Here is a 15691-nt window from a genome sequence, read left to right as displayed (position 1 = left end):
CCCGCGCGCGCCGGCCGAGGGTGCGCGCGACGCGGATCATGTGTGACGTACACCGTAAGGGGACCGCACGAGTGCCCTTCGGGACGTCACCCGATCTAGGGTCTTGGCATGGCACGTCCACGGCGCATCGTCCTTGTCCGGCACGGCGAGTCGACGGGCAATGTCGATGACTCCGTCTACGAACGCGAACCCGACCACGCCCTGGCCCTGACCGAGCGGGGCCGGCGGCAGGCGGAGAAGACGGGGGAGCGGCTCCGTGCCCTGTTCGGCCAGGAGCGCGTCAGCGTCTATGTCTCCCCGTACCGGCGGACGCACCAGACGCTGAGCGCCTTCGGGTTCGACCCGGCGCTGATACGTGTGCGCGAGGAGCCGCGGCTGCGCGAGCAGGACTGGGGCAACTGGCAGGACCGTGAGGACGTACGTCTGCAGAAGGCGTACCGGGACGCGTACGGGCACTTCTACTACCGCTTCGCCCAGGGCGAGTCCGGAGCCGACGTCTACGACCGGGTCGGCGGCTTCCTGGAGAGCCTCTTCCGCAGCTTCGAGGCTCCCGACCATCCGCCGAACGTCCTGATCGTCACCCACGGACTGGCCATGCGGCTGTTCTGCATGCGGTGGTTCCACTGGACCGTGGCGGAGTTCGAGTCGCTGTCGAACCCGGGGAACGCCGAGATGCGGGTGCTCGTTCTGGGGGAGAACGGCAAGTACACCCTCGACCGGCCCTTCGAACGCTGGCGCGAACCGGAACCGTACGGGATCACGGGATAGACAGGGGGTCACGTATAGAGTGGCAGGGCGATGACCGCTGATTCCTCTCCCGCCGGGCGCCTGGAGCGCGCCCTGGCCAGCCTGCGCGGACTGTCCGTGGGGGACGCCCTCGGCTCCCAGTTCTTCGTGCCGGTGAACTACCCGCTGCTCAAGCGCCGGGAACTGCCCCCGGGGCCGTGGCAGTGGACCGACGACACGGAGATGGCGTGCTCCGTCGTCGCCGTCCTGGCCGCGCACCACCGGATCGACCAGGACGCCCTCGCGCGCTCCTTCGCCGACCACCACGACTTCGACCGGGGCTACGGTCCGGCGGTCAACCGGCTGCTGCGCCTGGTCCGCGAGGGCGGGGACTGGCGCGAGCTGTCCGCCGCCCTCTTCAACGGGCAGGGGTCCTGGGGCAACGGCGCCGCGATGCGGATCGCCCCGCTGGGCGCCTGGTACGCGGACGACCCGGAGCAGGCCACCCACCAGGCCGAGATCTCCGCCTATCCCACCCACCAGCATCGCGAGGCCGTGGTCGGTGCCATGGCCGTCGCCGCGGCCGCCGCGCTCGCCGCCGCGCCGGGCGGGCCGCCCGGCCCGGACGCCCTCCTCGACGGGGTGATCGGGCTGGTGCCGGCGAGGAGTGCCGTCGGCGCGGGCCTGCGCCGGGCCCGGGACATGCTCGACTACGGCGACGCCGCGACCGTCGCGGCCGTACTGGGCTGCGGACGGCGTACGACGGCCCACGACACCGTGCCCTTCGCGCTCTGGTCGGCGGCCCGGTCCCTGGGTGACTACCAGCGGGCCTTCTGGACGACCGCGCAGGTGGGCGGGGACGTCGACACGACCTGCGCGATCGTCGGAGGGGTGGTCGCCGCCGGGAAGGCGGGGGCCCCGCCCGCCGAGTGGGCGAGCCGGGTCGAGCCGCTTCCGGAGTGGACGCGGACCCAGCTCTGAGCCCGGCGGGCGATCCGCCGGAACCCTCCGTGCGCGCCGGGAACTCTCCGTCACCGGCCGTGCGTTGTCCGGACAAGCGCTGTGTGAGCATCAGGCCCGGCACCCACGGGCTGTGTCGTGCGGGGTGTCGTCGGTCGGGGAGAGGGGCGGTCGCCGTGGCCTTGAAGGGCCCGTTCGCCCTTGGGCGCGCTCCGGGTGCCGTGGCGCGGCGTGCCGCGGGCCGGCCCGGCGTTCTCCGGCCGACCTCTGTGACGTCGGTCGGAGAACCGCCGGCCCGGGCCCGCGCGATCCGCCGCTCAGCCCATTCCGGGCCCGGCCGTGCCGGACAGCGCCTCCAGGTCGCTCTTGCGGACCCGGATGACGAACCACGCGGTGGCCAGGGCGAGTACGGCCATCGCGGCAGCGGGGACGAAGGCCGTGGAGATGCCCTGCGCGAGCGCCTCGTGTCCCCAGGGCGCGGGCAGCTGCTGCGTCTGCGCGAACTCCGCCTTCTGCTCGGCCGTTCCCTCGGCGAGGAAGGCGGGGACCTGCTGCTCCGCCTCGTCCCGGCTCGCCGTGCCGAACACCGTCGTCAGCAGGGCCAGGCCCACCGACCCGCCCACCTGCTGGGTGGCGTTCAGGAGGCCGGACGCCGCGCCGGCCTCGTGCGGGGCCACCCCGGAGACGGCGGTGAGCGTCAGCGTCACGAAGTTCAGGCCCATGCCGAAGCCGAAGACGAGCATCGGGCCCAGGATGCCGGTGACGTAGGAACTGTCGGAGCTGATGAGCGTCTGCCAGGCCAGTCCGGTCGCGGCGAGCGCCGAACCGGCGAGCATGAACGGCTTGGGGCCGAACACGGGAAGGAAGCGCTGCGACAGCCCCGCCCCGAGCGCGATCACGACCGTCACCGGCAGGAAGGCGAGCCCCGCCTCGATCGGCGTGTATCCGAGCACGTTCTGCACGAAGAGGACGATGTAGAAGAACATGCCGAACATCGCCGCGGCCAGGCTGAGCATGATCACGTAGGTGCCCGCGCGGTTGCGGTCGGTGAACATCCGCAGGGGGGTGATCGGCTCCTTGGCCCGGGACTCGATGAGCGCGAAGGCCACCAGCAGGACCGCGGCGGCCGTGAAGGAGCCGATGGTCAGGCCGTCCCGCCAGCCTTCCTCCGCCGCGCGGATGAAGCCGTAGACGAGGGAGGCCATACCGGTGGTCGAGGTCACCGCTCCCGCGATGTCGAAGCGGCCGGTGTGCCGCTCGGACTCGTTGATGTACATCGGTGTGAGGACGACGATCACCAGACCGATCGGCACATTGACGAAGAGCACCCACCGCCAGTCGAGCCATTCGGTGAGCATGCCGCCCGCGAGCAGTCCGATGGCGCCTCCGCCCGCGGAGACCGCGGCGAAGACACCGAAGGCCCGATTGCGCTCGGGTCCTTCCGGGAACGTGGTGGTGATGAGCGCCAGCGACGTGGGCGACGCGATCGCACCGCCCACACCCTGGAGTACACGCGCCGCCAGCAGCTGCCACGGCTCCTGGGCGAATCCGCCGAGCAGCGAGGCGAGGGTGAACAGCAGGATGCCGCTCATGAAGACACGTCGGCGCCCGAGGATGTCGCCCGCGCGGCCGCCGAGCAGAAGCAGGCCGCCGAAGGTCAGCGTGTAGGCGCTGACCACCCAGGTGAGGTCGGTGGTGCTGAACTGGAGGGCGTTCTGGATGTGCGGCAGCGCGATGTTCACAATCGTCGCGTCGAGTACCACCATGAGCTGGCAGGCCGCGATGACGGCGAGCGCGATGCCGGGGCGCCCGCCCCGGCGGGCCGCACCCGGCTTCTGGTCCTGGAGCAAAGGAGAGGTTGTCACTATGGGTCCCCCACGAAGGTGTCAGTGAACGCTCGCGTTCACTGTTGCGCTCAACGGTAGGAGCCCTTGACAGTGAACGCAAGCGTTCACTCAAGGAGTTGTCGCGCGGCGTGTCCCCCTCAGTCGCCGCGCGACGTGCACTTCATCCCCGAATGCCCGTTTCCGCTGCTCGTTGGAGAGTCAGATGGTTACTTCGAGCTGGGCGGCGTCCCATGCTCAGACGGCCGCTTCCCGCCGCCGAGGCGCCGTGCTGGAACGCGCGATCCTCGATGCCGCCCTGGAGCAGCTCAGCACGGTCGGCTGGAACGGCCTGACGATGGAAGGCGTCGCCGCCGCCGCCCAGACCGGAAAGGCCGCCGTCTACCGGCGCTGGCCGTCCAAGGAGGACCTGGTCGCCGACGCCCTGCGGGCGGGACTGCCGCAGTTCGACGCCGTACCGGACCTCGGGAGCGTGCGCGAGGACCTGCTCGACCTGTGCCGGCGGGCGCGCGACGCGATGTTCTCCCCTTCCGGATTCGCCGTGCGCTCGGTCATTTACGAATGCGACAGCACCCAGGCGGAGCGCTTCCACGCCGTCATCTTCGAAGGGGTCGTGGAACCGACCATCAGAATGCTGCGCGAGGTGATCGAGCGCGGTATCGGGCGCGGAGAGGTGCGTCCGGACGCGGCCAACGGTTACGTCTTCGACGCGATCCCGGCGATGATGATGTACCGGTCGAAGATGTGCGGCAGCGAACTGGCCGACGTCGATCTGGAGGAGATGATCGACCAGTTGATGGTGCCGCTGCTGCGGCGCACCGGCACCTGATCCCTCGGGCCGCACGCACCCCGCTCCCCACCGGGGGCCGGGGTGTCGCGCCCCGTCGCGGGCGGCGTACGCTAAGGGCGCCATGCCGTACGAACCACCTACTCACACCGTCGAGCGCTCTCTTCGCGCCACGACAGGGGCGAAGATCATTGCAGGTGTCGACGAGGTGGGGCGCGGTGCCTGGGCCGGTCCCGTCACCGTCTGCGCGGCGGTCACCGGACTCCGCCGGCCCCCGCAGGGGCTCACCGACTCCAAGCTGCTCACCGTCAAGCGGCGTACCGAACTCGCGGAGACGCTGCGGACCTGGGTGACGTCGTACGCTCTGGGACACGCGTCCCCCGAGGAGATCGACCAGCTGGGGATGACCGCCGCACTCCGCCTGGCCGCGGTCCGCGCGCTGGAGGCCCTGCCGGTCCGGCCCGACGCGGTGATCCTCGACGGCAAGCACGACTACCTCGGCTCGCCCTGGCAGGTCCGTACGGTCATCAAGGGTGACCAGTCGTGCGTGGCGGTCGCGGCGGCCTCCGTGATCGCCAAGGTTCAGCGCGACAAAATGATGGCCGAACTGGGCGTCGACCATGCAGACTTCGGTTTCGCGGACAACGCCGGGTATCCGTCACCCGTGCACAAGGCCGCACTGGAGGTCCGGGGGCCCACTCCGTACCACCGGTTGTCGTGGGCGTATCTTGATGCGCTGCCCCAGTGGCGGCACCTCAAGAAGATCCGCAGCTGGGCGGACGGGCGCGTTCCGGAGATCGAGGGTCAGCTCGGCTTCGACTTCTGACCGGCCACACGTACTCATGTGCCCACCCGGCGGCGCGTGTCGTGCCAACGTTTGATAAAAATCAGCTCATGCCTCTCATTCCCGAGGAGCCTCAGATTCACGAGAGTGCCCAGGGTCCCCGCACCGCGCCGACCCCCCGCCCCGTACCCGGTCCCCGCCCCACGGCATCGCGTCCCGGCCCGCCACGGCCCGCGCCGCCGGCGCAGCGTGCGCCGCGCGACGCGGCTCCTGCCGCCAGGCCTGCGCCCGCCGCCAAGCCGGCACCCACTGCCGAGCCGACACCCGCGGCCCAACCCGCACCCACCACGACCACCCCGCGGATCCAGCTGATCCCGGCCTCCGCCGAGGGCGCGCTCGACGCCGCCGAGGAAGCCGTGGACCTGTTGCTGGACTCGGGGCGAGCCCCCGGCGACGTACTGGTGATCACCACCGGTGAGCCGCACCCGTGGGCCACCCACGAACTGTCCTTCGGTGAGGCGTCCTACTGGGCCCAGCACGACTCCGGTGACGACGTCTTCTACACCGACGCCCAGGTCGCGGGCCGTGCCGGAGCGCGACCGGTCGTCGTGGTAGCCGTCAACGGCGGTCCGGAGTCCGCGGCCGTCTCCGCCCTGTCGGTGGCGCACACCCACGCCGGCGCCCTGCTGATCGTCTGCGGAGACCCGCAGCGGATCAACTCGATGCTGGGAACGGCTGCCTGACCCGGCGCCACCGCGGTCGTCCTGAGGATGGTGCCGCGAACGCCGCGGAGGCGGCGTTCGCACGGCCGACGCCCCGGCATGCCCGGGGCCGGTGCGGGGACCACCGCTGCCTTCGCGCCCGCCCGTTGCGCGGGACGTGCCGCCCCGACGCCAGGCCCGCGCGCTCGCGCGGGGTCCTGGCAACCGGACGGCGTCCGCCGGACGTCAGCGGGCCGCAGCGCGGCGCAACACCTCAGAGGCGGCGCCGCCGGTGCGCGGTATCCGGGGCGGCGCCTCCGACATGGCGAACGGCTCCGGTGCCGAGCCGGCGCTGGGATGGCGGCCGCCACGCCCTTCGCCGAGCACCTGCCAGCCGTCACGGGTCAGCGTGATGTACGCCCCGCAGCGCAGCCCGTGCAGGGTGCAGGCGTCCCGCAGCCCCCACATCCACGCGCCGTCCTCCTCGGTCCAACGGGCGTCGCCCTCGCGGCAGTAGAGCAGCACGGCGGTGCGCACCGGGGTACGGCGCCGCAGATCGTGCGGGATGACCCGGCGCAACTGGGCCAGCAGCACGTTGCGGAACATCCAGCCGTCCGCGGAGGCGGTGCGGCGGGTGAACGAGGCGCTCGCCCGCACGCGTTCGTCCGGGTCCAGCACGGCGACGACCGCGGTCGCCGGACCGGGACGATGCCGGGCGTGCAGGCCACTGACGACCTCGCGCGGGCTGCGCAGCAGCGGGATTCCCGCGGCGGCCCACTCCGCAGGCTCGAGCACACGGGTGGCGGAAGCGGCGGACGTCGACAGCGATGCCGCCGAGGACGGAGCGAATCCGAAGGTCACGGTCCTCCCTTCGGCTACGCCCGGACAGCGGGCGGTGACGGATTCGGGGAGCGCGCACGCAACGGAGCCCTACCTGATCGGCGGGCGAGCCGTGCGGGTGCGGACTTCAATTCTTCCCCCCTAACTGGGATGCGGCAACGAGCAATTGGGGCGGCGGACCGGTATCAGGTGTTCCACGGCTAATATCCCCACCCGCGAGGTGCGCCGAACCGTCAGCCCTGTACGGCCAGCACCAGCGGCAATACGCCCTGTGCACCGGCACGCCGCAGCAGCCGCGCCGCGACCGCGAGGGTCCAGCCCGTCTCCGTGTAGTCGTCGACCAGGAGGACCGGTCCCTCGGCCCGCGCGAGCGCGTCCGCGAGGTCGTCAGGCACGGTGAGCGCGCCGTCGAGAACCTTGAGACGCTGGGCGCTGTTGCTCCGCGAGGCGGGGCGCGCCTCGCCCGTGTACGCCACCGACCCCAGCAGCGGCAGTCGGCCGATCTCCGCGATGCGCGCTCCCAGGGAGTGGATCAGCCGCGGCCTGCTGCGCGAGGCGAGGGTCACCACCCCCACCGGCCGGGGCCGGGCGTCCACCGCTCCCGCCGCCCATCCACCGGGCCCCTTGGCCCAGTCGGCCAGCACACCCACCACGGCCTGGGCGACATCGTCCGGTACCGGCCCGTCCGGCGCATGGGGGGCGAACATCGGCCGCAGCCGGTTGCCCCAGCCGATGTCGGACAGCCGGCCCAGCGCCCTGCCCTGCGAGGCCTGTTCCCCGGCCGGGATGCGGCCCTTGAGGTCCATGCCGATCGCGGGGAGTCCGGTGGGCCACATCCGCCGGGGCTCCACCTCGACGCCCGCCCGGCCCAGGTCCACGCGGGCCGCCTCGAGCGCGGCCGCGGAGGCGTCGGCGGTGTAACGGGCGCCCGCGCAGTTGTCGCAGCGGCCGCAGGGCTTGGCGCCCTCGTCGTCCAGTTGACGCTGCAGGAACTCCATCCGGCAGTCCGTGGTCGTCGCGTACGCGCGCATCGCCTGCTGCTCGGCCTTGCGCTGGCGGGCCACCCACGCATACCGCTCGGCGTCGTAGGACCAGGGCTGTCCGGTGGCGATCCAGCCGCCCTTGACGCGCTTCACCGCCCCGTCCACGTCGAGCACCTTGAGCATGGTCTCCAGCCGGGAGCGGCGCAGTTCGACCAGCGGCTCGAGGGCGGGCAGGGAGACGGGCCGGTCCGCTGCCGCGAGGACGTCCAGGGTGCGGCGCACCAGGTCCTCCGAGGGGAAGGCGAGCGACGCGAAGTACTCCCAGATCGCCTCGTCCTCCTTGCCGGGGAGGAGGAGCACCTCCGCATGCCGCACACCGCGGCCGGCCCGGCCCACCTGCTGGTAGTAGGAGATGGGGGAGGAGGGCGAACCGAGGTGGACCACGAAGCCCAGGTCGGGCTTGTCGAAGCCCATGCCGAGCGCCGAGGTGGCGACCAGCGCCTTCACCTTGTTGGCCAGCAGGTCCTCCTCGGCCTGCTGCCGGTCGGCGTTCTCCGTGCGGCCGGTGTACGAGGCGACGGTGTGACCGCGCTGCCGCAGGAAGGCGGTCACCTCCTCGGCGGCGGCCACGGTGAGCGTGTAGATGATCCCCGAGCCCGGGAGTTCGTCCAGGTGGTCGGCGAGCCAGGCCATCCGGTGCGCGGCGTCCGGCAGGGGCAGCACGCCCAGACTCAGACTCTCCCGGTCCAGCGGGCCGCGCAGCACCAGCGCGTCCGACGAGCCGCCCGTACCGAGCTGCTCCGCGACGTCGGCGGTGACGCGCGCGTTGGCGGTGGCGGTGGTGGCCAGCACGGGCACGCCGTCGGGGAGGTCGGCGAGCATGGTGCGCAGCCGGCGGTAGTCCGGGCGGAAGTCGTGTCCCCAGTCGGAGATGCAGTGCGCCTCGTCGACCACGAGGAGCCCGGTCGCCGCGGAGAGCCTGGGCAGGACCTGGTCACGGAAGTCCGGGTTGTTCAGCCGCTCCGGACTCACCAGCAGGACATCGACGTCACCCGCGGCGATCTCGTCCTGGACGGCGTCCCATTCCTCGCTGTTCGAGGAGTTGATGGTCCGGGCGTGGATGCCGGCGCGGGCCGCGGCCTCCACCTGGTTGCGCATGAGCGCCAGGAGCGGGGAGACGATCACGGTGGGGCCGCTGCCGCGCGCCCGCAAGAGTGACGTGGCCACGAAGTAGACGGCGGACTTGCCCCAGCCCGTGCGCTGCACGACCAGGGCCCGGCGCTTGTCGGCGACCAGCGCCTCGATGGCCCGCCACTGGTCCTCGCGCAGCCGGGCCCCGCCCGAGGCGTCCCCGACGAGACGGGCGAGGACCGCGTCGGCGTCCGCCCGGAGATCCGCGTTGTTCGTGTGCTCCATGGGGTCCATACAACAGGACGGCACCGACATCCGGACCGTCGCGCGGTGGGTACGGAAGGCCGGGCCGCGCTCCGGCGGAAATGAGTGGCCTGCACGGCTTGCATGGCATGTGTGGTGTGCGGGGGCTACCTGACATGACCCTGATGCCACTTATCCACAGGGAAAACCGGAATGCGAAGATCTGCGAGATCGTCGGGGCATGACGAACCACGGCGGGGCGACCGGATCCCCCGAAGACAGTGACATCCCGGAGCGCGGCGGCCACGGACACGCCGGCCTTCCACAGGACGAGCGGTCCGCGGACCCCAGCGGATCGACCGGTGCCCGGGCGGACCGCGGCGGGCAGGAGCGCGCGCCGTTCCCGGACGACCTCACCCGCACTTCCTACGACAGCCCCGGCGGCGAACAGCAGGTCACCCTGCGCACGCCCGCCGAACTCGCCGACGCCCTGCCCTATCTCCTCGGCTACCGCCCCGAGGACAGCGTCGTGCTGGTCGCCCTGCACGACAGGGGCGGCCGCGGCCGGTTCGGCGGCCGTGCCCGGCTCGGCATCCCCGGCAGCGCGGACGACTGGCCCTCCGCGGCACGCCAGCTGGCCCACGGCCTGGTGGCGGGCAGTGAGCGGCGAGGCACCCGGCCGGAACAGATGGTCGTCTTCCTCTGCCAGGAGCCCGGGCCGGGCGAATCCGGCCGGCAGGTCAAGGAACGCCTCGGCCCGCTGGCCCACACCCTCCGCCTGGAGTGCGGCGCCCTGGACATCCCGGTGGTGGAGGCCCTGTGCGTCTCGGACGGCCGCTTCTGGTCGTACTGCTGCGACGACGAGGGCTGCTGCCCGGCCGAGGGGACGCCGATGGGGTTGCCCGGCACCTCGGTGCTGGCGGCCGCCGCGGCCTATGCCGGGGTCCAGGTCCGCGGTTCGCTGCGCGAACTGCGCGCCAGGTTCCTCCCCTGGGAGAACGCCGCCGCGCTCGAACAGGAGAGGGCGCTGGACGCCGCCGGAATGGCGCTGGTCCCCCGGATCCTCGACGAGGAGGGCCGCAGCGAGGTCGCCGGGGAGACACTGGGCCTGGCCGAGCGGATCATGGCCCGCCTCGCCGACGTCCCACCCGCATCCGGCGTTCTCGCGGCGGACCTGCGCGACGACGACCTGCTCGGGCACGATGAGGCGGCCGCACTGATCCTCGGCCTGCAGGACCGCACGACCCGCGACCGCGCGGCCGAGTGGATGGAGGGCGCCGAGGCGGGCCCCGCCCTCCGCCTGTGGCGTGCCCTGGCCCGCCGCTGTGTCGGACCGTACGGCGAGCACGCCGCGGCTCCCCTCACACTCGCGGGGTGGGTCGCCTGGTCCGCCGGTGACGAGCTGGAGGCGCGGGAAGCGCTCGCCATGGCCCTGGGCGCCGACCCCGACTACCTCTTCGCCCGTCTGCTGCACCAGGCGTGCAACGAGGGACTCGACCCGGAGTCGGTCCGCCGCTGCCTGCGCACCGAACGCGAGGACCGCGGGCAGCGGGTGCCCGGGGAACCGGCCGGGCCGAAGAGCCCGGACCCGGGGGACGATCACGAACGCCTGACGTCCGGGCCCCCGGCCCCCGCCCCCGGCACGCCTCCGCCGTCCCGCCGCCACCGCGCACGAGGGTCCACAACCGGTGGCGGTTCATTCCGGCGGCCGCCTGCGGAGGGCAGCCGGCCGAGCGGTCGGCTGCCGCGCCCGCGGGCGTCGGCGGGGAGCAGGCACCCCGGCACAGGCGCCCGCCGCGGCTGCGAGAACACGGGAGGGATGCGGTCCGGCGAGGCGAGGACCGGCCGTCAGGCCGTTGACGGGAAGGAGTGAGCTCCCGTGAGCCGTGAGCCGTGAGGTGGCGGCAGGCGGCAGGCGGGCCTTGGCGGTGATGACGGAGTGGAGGCGAAGCGCGCCGGGCGGGCGGGGCGAGGAGGAGCGGAGTGTGCCGGGCGCCCACCGCTCCCGGTACCGGGCCGGACCAAACCGGGCCGACCGCGGCAGCCGACCGTGCCCGGTTCGCGGGGGCATCCGTGCCCGTCTCCGCGCGGGGTGGCCCGCCCGTGGCCGGCGGGCGGCGCTTCCGCCGTGACGCCCACGCCTGCCCGGCACGGGACCGGAGCGGTCCGCAAGCCGTGGACGCCGGGTCCGCAGCCGTGGACGCCGGCGCGCAGGCGGGGTGCCCGGCACGGTCGGCGGCGCTCGCCCCGAGCCGGCGGGATCCGTGCCCAGGAGGGAGCCCCGCCATGGTCGGCGAAGCGGCCGAAGCACCGGAGCGGGTGTGTGACCTGCGGTCGCGCGGAGGCACGGCGTCAGTACGCGGGGGAGCGGCGGGCTGCCCGGCCGGGGGCGCGAGCCGTACGGAACCGAAGTGGATCAGCCATCGATACGACCGGCGAAGGGAGTGTTTATCGTCAGGCAGACGACTATGATCGCGGCATGCCCTACGACCCGTCAGCCTTTCCGCCCTTCGCCGTCACCGTGGACCTGGTCGTGCTGACCGTGCGACGGCACTCCCTGTGCGCGCTCGCGGTACGCAGGGGCGAGCCGCCGTTCCAGGGACGCTGGGCCCTCCCCGGCGGTTTCGTGCGGGCCGACGAGGACCTGGCGCAGGCGGCTGCCCGCGAGCTGGCGGAGGAAACCGGACTGACCGTGCACGACCCGGCCGTCCCCGCCCAGGACAACGGCGCCCATCTGGAACAGCTCGCCACCTACGGCGATCCCGAGCGCGACCCCCGGATGCGCGTCGTGAGCGTGGCACACCTGGCCCTGGCTCCCGACCTGCCCGCGCCCCGGGCCGGCGGTGACGCCAGCAACGCGCGCTGGGCGCCCGTGGAGGAGCTGTTGCGGCAGGGTGACTACGGCAGGGACGGCGAGCCGGTGGCGCCGCTCGCGTTCGACCACGCCCATATCCTGTCGGACGGGGTGGAGCGCGCCCGATCCAAGATCGAGTACTCGTCGCTGGCGACGGCCTTCTGTCCGCCCGAGTTCACCGTCGGCGAGCTGCGCCGGGTCTACGAGGCGGTGTGGGGCGTGGCGCTCGACCCGCGCAACTTCCACCGCAAGGTGACGGGCACACCAGGCTTCCTGGTCCCCACCGGCGGCACCACCACCCGGCAGGGCGGCCGCCCCGCCCAGCTCTTCCGGGCCGGCGGAGCCACCCTGCTCAACCCCCCGATGCTGCGCCCCGAGGTCTGAACGCGGAGGTGCCCGCCCACCGCCCGCTGCTGCCCAGCGGCGACCGGCCGCTCGGCCAACGGGCAGGGGAGCGCGTACTCCTCCTCCGCGGTGAGCCGCGCGATGCCCGAAAAACCCGATATGGCACGCTATCTTGCATTGAGTGATCCAGGCCATCGGACTGACCAGCAGCCCCCGCAAAGAGCTTCCGCCCGCCGTGGACGACGTCTCCTTCGAGGCGCACGCGGGTCGCGTCACCGCACTGCTCGGAGCACCGGGAGCCGGCAAGACGTCGGTGCTGGGGCTCATGCTCGAACTTCAACGCGGCCGTGGCGTCACCTACTTCAGAGGCCGCCCCCTGCACCGCATCCCCCATCCCGCGCACGAGGTCGGCGTACTGCTGGGCGACGTACCGGGGCACCCCGCGCGCACCGTACGCGGGCACCTGCGCATGCTCTGCGCCGCTTTCGGCGTGCCGGTACGCCGCGCCGACGAAGTGCTCGAAGCCGTGGGGCTGGTGAGTCTGCGCGACGAACGCCTCGGCACCCTCTCCCGCGGCATGGACCGCCGCCTGGGGCTCGCCTGCGCGCTGCTGCCGGACCCGCACACCCTCGTGCTGGACGATCCGGTGCGAGGGCTGTCCGCCGGGGAGGGGCGCTGGCTGCACGGTGCGCTCCGGGCGCACGCGGACCACGGGGGCACCGTGCTGTGCACGACGACGGACGCGAAGGCGGCCGCACGGTTCGCGGACCACGTGGTCACCCTGGAGGGCGGGAAGGTCGTCGCCGACCAGGACGTCCGGGAGTTCGCACGCACCCGGCTGCGCCCCCGCGTCGCCGTCCGCAGCCCGCACGCCGCGCGGCTGTCCGTGCTGCTCGCGCAGGAGGCCCGTTCCGCACAGAAGTCCGTCGAGGTCGTGCGGGAGGGCGGCAACCGCCTGTGCGTCTACGGGAGTACCTGCGCCGACGTCGGTGAGACGGCGTTCCGCAACGGCATCGTCGTGCACCAACTGGCGGACGAGGTAGGCGACATGGGCCCCGGCGCGGGGATGGCCGAACGGCCGGGGAGCGGTGCGGAGAGCGCGGCGGACGACCGGCGGCCGGCACCCGCCGAACCGGCCGCCGTCGCGTCCCTCACCCCCGGGCCGGGGGACCGCAACCCCCCGGAGGGGGACGGCGCCGAGGGCGCCCGCACGGAACGCCGACGCGGATGGCGGCGGGCCGGCCGCACGCCCGGCGGCGACCGGGCGCTGCCGGCCGGGGACGGTCTGCCACCGCCCATCACGGTCCGTCCCGCGCCTCGTCCGCTGCGCCCCCTCCGCTACGAGATCCGCCGCGCCACCGGTGTCGGCACGGGATTCCTCGTCGCGGCCGGCGTGATCGTCGTGTCCGCCCTCACCGCCGTGCTGCTCGCACGCGTCGGGCACACCCCGCGGCCGCGCCTGCTGGCGGCCTGGCCTGCGGAGTCGCCCCTGCCGCCCGCGGCCCTCGGTGCCGGACTGCTCGGCGCGCTGGCCTTCGGTGACGAGTTCCGCCACCCCGCGCTGGCGGCGGACCGCGGCACCGTGCCCCGCAGGCTGGGGCTGCTGACGGCGAAACTCCTCGTCGCCTCGGCCACCGCGCTGGTGCTGGCCGTCCTGACCGTCGGCTGCGACGCCGAGGTCCTCTACCTCGTCTACGGGCCGGAACTCGTGGAGGTGCCTGCCGACTGGCTGCCGCTGAGCGCGGGTTGGCTCGCACTGGTGACGGGGTGCGCCTGGGCCGGCGTGCTGGCCGCCGGCGTCTTCCGCTCCACCTCCGCCGGGGTCGCCACGGTCGTCGCCGTGCCCCTCCTCGTCGTGCCCCTCGTGCACAGGCTGCTGGACCGGCCGTCGGCGCGCACCCCCGCCCCGTTCTCCGAGCGGCTGAGCGAAGGGCTGCTGCGGTGGCCGTTCGGCGGCCGGCAGCACCTCGACGCGGTGCTGCGGCTGATCGTCCAACCCGTGGGCGGCGCGCTGACGTTGTCCCTGGCGGTGCTGCTCTGCGCGTATCTGTTCACCAACCTGCGGAGCAGGGTCCGATGACGACCGTCCGCGAACACATCGGGCCGTCTCTGCGCACAACTCCCCGCAAGGCGCCCATTTCCTTCCGATAAGGCGTCAAGTGCGACGGGGTGAGCGATCACCCTTTCGTGTGCTTTTCACCAAAGACCTCAAGGGAGTTGGAAGCGGCGCCGACAAATGATGCGTGAGTACCCTTGCGCACACCATGATGACCGCCGCCCGCTCCGCCGACTCCGGCCTCGCGACCCCGGGCGAACTCGACCGCTACCCGTATGGCGAGGCGCCCGCCGCCGACCGCGTCGGTGCCCCCGTCTGGGACGGCGCGGACCCGGAGCTCGGCCGTGTGAGCCGCCGGGCCGCGAGCAGCCGCGGGCGGGGGCTGCACGGCCAACTCGTCCAGCAACTGGGACAGATGATCGTGTCCGGGGACCTCGGCGCCGACCGCCCGCTGGTTCCGGAGGAGATCGGCCAGCGCTTCGAGGTCTCCCGCACCGTCGTCCGCGAGTCGCTCCGTGTCCTGGAGGCCAAGGGCCTGGTCAGCGCCCGGCCGAACGTCGGCACGCGCGTGCGCCCCGTCAGCGACTGGAACCTCCTCGACCCGGACATCATCGAATGGAGGGCCTTCGGGCCCCAGCGGGACGACCAGCGCCGTGAGCTCAGCGAGATGCGCTGGACGATCGAGCCGCTCGCCGCGCGCCTGGCGGCCGGCCACGGGCGGGAGGACGTCCAGCAGCGCCTGTCCGACATGCTGGAGATCATGGGGCACGCGCTGGGGCAGGGGGACGGGCTGACGTTCGCCCGTGCCGACGCGGAGTTCCACTCCCTGCTCATCCAGGTCGCGGGCAACCGGATGCTGGAGCACCTCTCCGGGATTGTCTCCGCCGCACTCCAGGTCTCGGGCAGCCCGGTCACGGGCTGTGAGCGGCCGAACGAGGCGTCGCTGGCGCACCACGCCCGGATCCTGGACGCCCTCGCCGGCGGCGATGGCACCGCGGCCGAGGCGGCCATGCGGCAGCTCCTCACCGTCCACCCCGATGTGGAACGCGTGGTGCCCGCTCCGCGCGAGCACTGACCGCGGTTCCGCGGACGGCGCGGTGCGGCATGCCATCCCTCTCCTGTGGCAAGTGCCCACCGGTGAGCCGTCCCCGTCGGACCCTGTGGGATCGTCGACCGATCCCACAGGGTCCGACGGCGAGAAGGACGGGCGGCGGACCCCGGAGAGACGCCCCCCTCGTCCCCGGGTGATCGCGTTTGTCCTTGTGTGCTCGTTTTTGCTTGCGTACGGGGTGTGACTCGGGCCACGCGGATTGGGCGTAACGCTCCCGGAGAGAACGCGATGACCTAAGAGGTGACAGCCGCGGAGGGAATACGGACGCCAGACATGGCGCTGTGCATCTTCCCGGCCCCCGCCCGCGCCGTCGGCCCATCCCCAAG

12 protein-coding genes are annotated in these 15691 nt (G+C 73.1%); 9 read left to right on the top strand and 3 right to left on the bottom strand.

All coding sequences use genetic code 11. From position 1 onward, the window contains the following. Nucleotides 1-108 precede the first annotated feature (108 nt). Nucleotides 109-768 (top strand): histidine phosphatase family protein, encoded by a 660-nt coding sequence (locus ACZ6A9_RS14505; protein ID WP_468984427.1) that lies wholly within the window; start codon nt 109-111, stop codon nt 766-768. Between the two features lie 30 nt (nt 769-798). Beyond that, complete coding sequence (locus tag ACZ6A9_RS14500) at nt 799-1707, top strand: ADP-ribosylglycohydrolase family protein (protein WP_468984425.1); 909 nt, start codon at nt 799-801, stop codon at nt 1705-1707. Nucleotides 1708-2003: 296 nt separating this feature from the next. Here the strand turns inward: ACZ6A9_RS14500 and ACZ6A9_RS14495 are convergent, their stop codons facing one another. Further along, nucleotides 2004-3551, bottom strand: a complete 1548-nt coding sequence (locus tag ACZ6A9_RS14495) for an MFS transporter (RefSeq protein ID WP_468984423.1) — start codon at nt 3549-3551, stop codon at nt 2004-2006. 184 nt (nt 3552-3735) lie between these two features. Between ACZ6A9_RS14495 and ACZ6A9_RS14490 the strand changes: the two genes are divergently transcribed. The 3 genes from ACZ6A9_RS14490 (at nt 3736) to ACZ6A9_RS14480 (ending at nt 5844) form a co-directional block, all read left to right on the top strand. After that, nucleotides 3736-4359: a TetR/AcrR family transcriptional regulator gene (locus ACZ6A9_RS14490; RefSeq protein ID WP_468984420.1), complete on the top strand. Its 624-nt coding sequence runs from the start codon at nt 3736-3738 to the stop codon at nt 4357-4359. An 82-nt stretch (nt 4360-4441) separates the two neighbouring features. Beyond that, complete coding sequence (locus ACZ6A9_RS14485) at nt 4442-5143, top strand: ribonuclease HII (protein WP_468984417.1); 702 nt, start codon at nt 4442-4444, stop codon at nt 5141-5143. 68 nt (nt 5144-5211) lie between these two features. Next, complete coding sequence (locus ACZ6A9_RS14480; RefSeq protein ID WP_468984416.1) at nt 5212-5844, top strand: hypothetical protein; 633 nt, start codon at nt 5212-5214, stop codon at nt 5842-5844. A gap of 204 nt (nt 5845-6048) precedes the next feature. On the opposite strand, the gene ACZ6A9_RS14475 is transcribed toward ACZ6A9_RS14480, so the two are convergent. Then, nucleotides 6049-6663, bottom strand: coding sequence for a hypothetical protein (locus ACZ6A9_RS14475; RefSeq protein WP_468984413.1), 615 nt, complete (start codon nt 6661-6663; stop codon nt 6049-6051). A 212-nt stretch (nt 6664-6875) separates the two neighbouring features. Further along, nucleotides 6876-9041, bottom strand: a complete 2166-nt coding sequence (locus ACZ6A9_RS14470) for a RecQ family ATP-dependent DNA helicase (protein WP_468984411.1) — start codon at nt 9039-9041, stop codon at nt 6876-6878. 199 nt (nt 9042-9240) lie between these two features. Here ACZ6A9_RS14470 and ACZ6A9_RS14465 point away from each other — a divergent pair, with 199 nt between their 5' ends. The 4 genes from ACZ6A9_RS14465 (at nt 9241) to ACZ6A9_RS14450 (ending at nt 15329) form a co-directional block, all read left to right on the top strand. After that, nucleotides 9241-10872 carry a DUF4192 domain-containing protein gene (locus ACZ6A9_RS14465; protein WP_468984408.1) on the top strand — a complete coding sequence of 544 codons (1632 nt, stop codon included), beginning with the start codon at nt 9241-9243 and terminating at the stop codon, nt 10870-10872. 606 nt (nt 10873-11478) lie between these two features. Further along, a complete protein-coding gene (locus ACZ6A9_RS14460; RefSeq protein WP_468984406.1) occupies nt 11479-12237 on the top strand; it encodes an NUDIX hydrolase in 759 nt (252 codons plus the stop codon). A 142-nt stretch (nt 12238-12379) separates the two neighbouring features. Continuing rightward, nucleotides 12380-14278: an ABC transporter ATP-binding protein gene (locus ACZ6A9_RS14455; RefSeq protein WP_468984403.1), complete on the top strand. Its 1899-nt coding sequence runs from the start codon at nt 12380-12382 to the stop codon at nt 14276-14278. A 163-nt stretch (nt 14279-14441) separates the two neighbouring features. After that, nucleotides 14442-15329, top strand: coding sequence for a FadR/GntR family transcriptional regulator (locus ACZ6A9_RS14450; protein WP_468984400.1), 888 nt, complete (start codon nt 14442-14444; stop codon nt 15327-15329). The last annotated feature ends 362 nt before the right edge of the window (nt 15330-15691 follow it).

Source organism: Streptomyces sp. NPDC041124 (assembly GCF_055592385.1).
The sequence above is the reverse complement of the archived record's forward strand: the minus strand, read 5'-3'. Positions and strand labels throughout refer to the sequence as shown.